The organism is Tepidimonas sp. (assembly GCF_046292505.1).
GTDB lineage: Bacteria > Pseudomonadota > Gammaproteobacteria > Burkholderiales > Burkholderiaceae_C > Tepidimonas.
Map to the genome: position 1 here is coordinate 1 of NZ_JBKBQX010000080.1, position 1,565 is coordinate 1,565.

Consider the following 1,565-nt stretch of genomic DNA (forward strand, 5'->3'; position numbering starts at 1 on the left):
GCTTGGTGCAACTGCATACCGGCATCGTGGCTGCGGGTGTAGTGCTCGCCGGCTACTGCTGCTATGCCATCGCCGCCCCGGCCTTCGAGGTCGGCCACTGGTCGCAGGACATTATCGCCGCTCTGCTGACCGTCCTACTTGTAGGCATCGCTAGACGCGCACAGCTCGAATTCGCATGGTTTGGGGTACGGGAACAAGTGCTGCGGACGGTCGCCATGCACCAACTGATAACGGCCGCCGAGCTGGCCCACGCCTTGCGCGTATCCGATGAATACGAGGCTGCGCAGCGCGCCGGCCGCCCTTTCGACCTGGACGAAAACCGGGTCATCGACGTTACCCCGGAGATTCAAAAATGATCCAGAAAACTCTGATTCTCGCCGTCGTGGCGGCTTTCCTGGCTGGATGCAATGACACTGCGGAACCTGTGCAGACAGTCGAATGGTACAAAGAGCACAAGGCCGAGCGGGAAGCCACCCGGAAGCGTTGCCATGACAACCCCGGCCAGCTCGCCACTACGCCGAACTGCATCAATGCCGACAAGGCACAATCGGCGGTCGATGGTGCCAAGCGCGGCACGCTCAACGTCCAGCCGATGACCGGCATCAAGCTAGGCGGGAAATAATCATGAGCGTGACAACAACCGTTTTTCAGGGGATCGGCGGAACCATCGACAACGCCACGGCAACTTTTGTTAGTTCCGTGTCGTCGGACATGATCGCCACGATTAGCCCCTGGGCCATATCCGGCGCCGCCCTGACGTTCGTGCTGTATGGCTATCTCATCATGGCCGGCAAGATTCAACAGCCCGGCCCGGACTTCCTCATCAAGTCCGTAAAAATCGCCATCATCGGGGCGCTTGCCCTGAACGCGGGCACCTACATGGATTGGGTCGTCGGGACGCTCAAGGGCTTGGAAGAGTCCTTGGCGGCAGCGGTCAGCAGCGGCGGCGGTGGGTCGATCTATGCCACGCTGGATAGCTCGCTAGGCAAGGGCATGGACATCATCGCGCAATGCCTGGAGCAAGCGAAGGCGTCGGGCTGGACGGAGCTACCTACCGCTATCGGCTGGTATATCTGCGCGGTACTGATCGCCATCGGCCTAACCCTCGTGGTCGTGGTTGGCGGCATTGCGATCATCATGTCGACCATGATGCTCAAGGTGTTGTTTGCCATCGGCCCGGTGTTCATCATGTCCCTGATGTTCCCGGTAACTGCGCGATTCTTTGATAGCTGGATCGGCTACGTTCTCAATCACATCCTGATCGTGGTTTTGACGGCGGCCGTGCTGACCCTGGGCGTTACCATCTACGATGCCCAACTTACCAAGGTCGTCGTGGGTGACGGGGATCAAAACCTGCTCCTGGTAGCCTTTGAGTTGGTAATCATCGCGGCCATTCTGTACGCCCTTGTTAAAGGTGCAGCAGGCGCGGCAGCGGCACTAGCCGGCGGCATCTCAATGGCAGTAATGGGCGTTAGCCAAATGGCAGGCGCAGCACGTACAGCGAGTAGCGTAGCCAAAGGCGCCGGGAAGGCCGGCGCCGCATTGGGACGAGGTTCCTTCAACTT

Annotated in this window: 2 protein-coding genes and 1 pseudogene; all 3 read left to right on the plus strand. The window is 59.8% G+C overall.

The annotated features are described in order from the left end of the window. Nucleotides 1-356 (plus strand): annotated as a pseudogene (locus ACK4TH_RS11750) (hypothetical protein); the annotation flags it as partial. Next, entirely contained in the window at nucleotides 353-622 is a 270-nt protein-coding gene (locus ACK4TH_RS11755; RefSeq protein ID WP_409626697.1) for an EexN family lipoprotein, read from the plus strand. The pseudogene ACK4TH_RS11750 and the gene ACK4TH_RS11755, both read left to right, overlap by 4 nt. 2 nt (nucleotides 623-624) lie before the next feature. Further along, on the plus strand, nucleotides 625-1,565 hold a 941-nt coding region (locus tag ACK4TH_RS11760; protein WP_409626699.1), incomplete at its 3' end, for a type IV secretion system protein.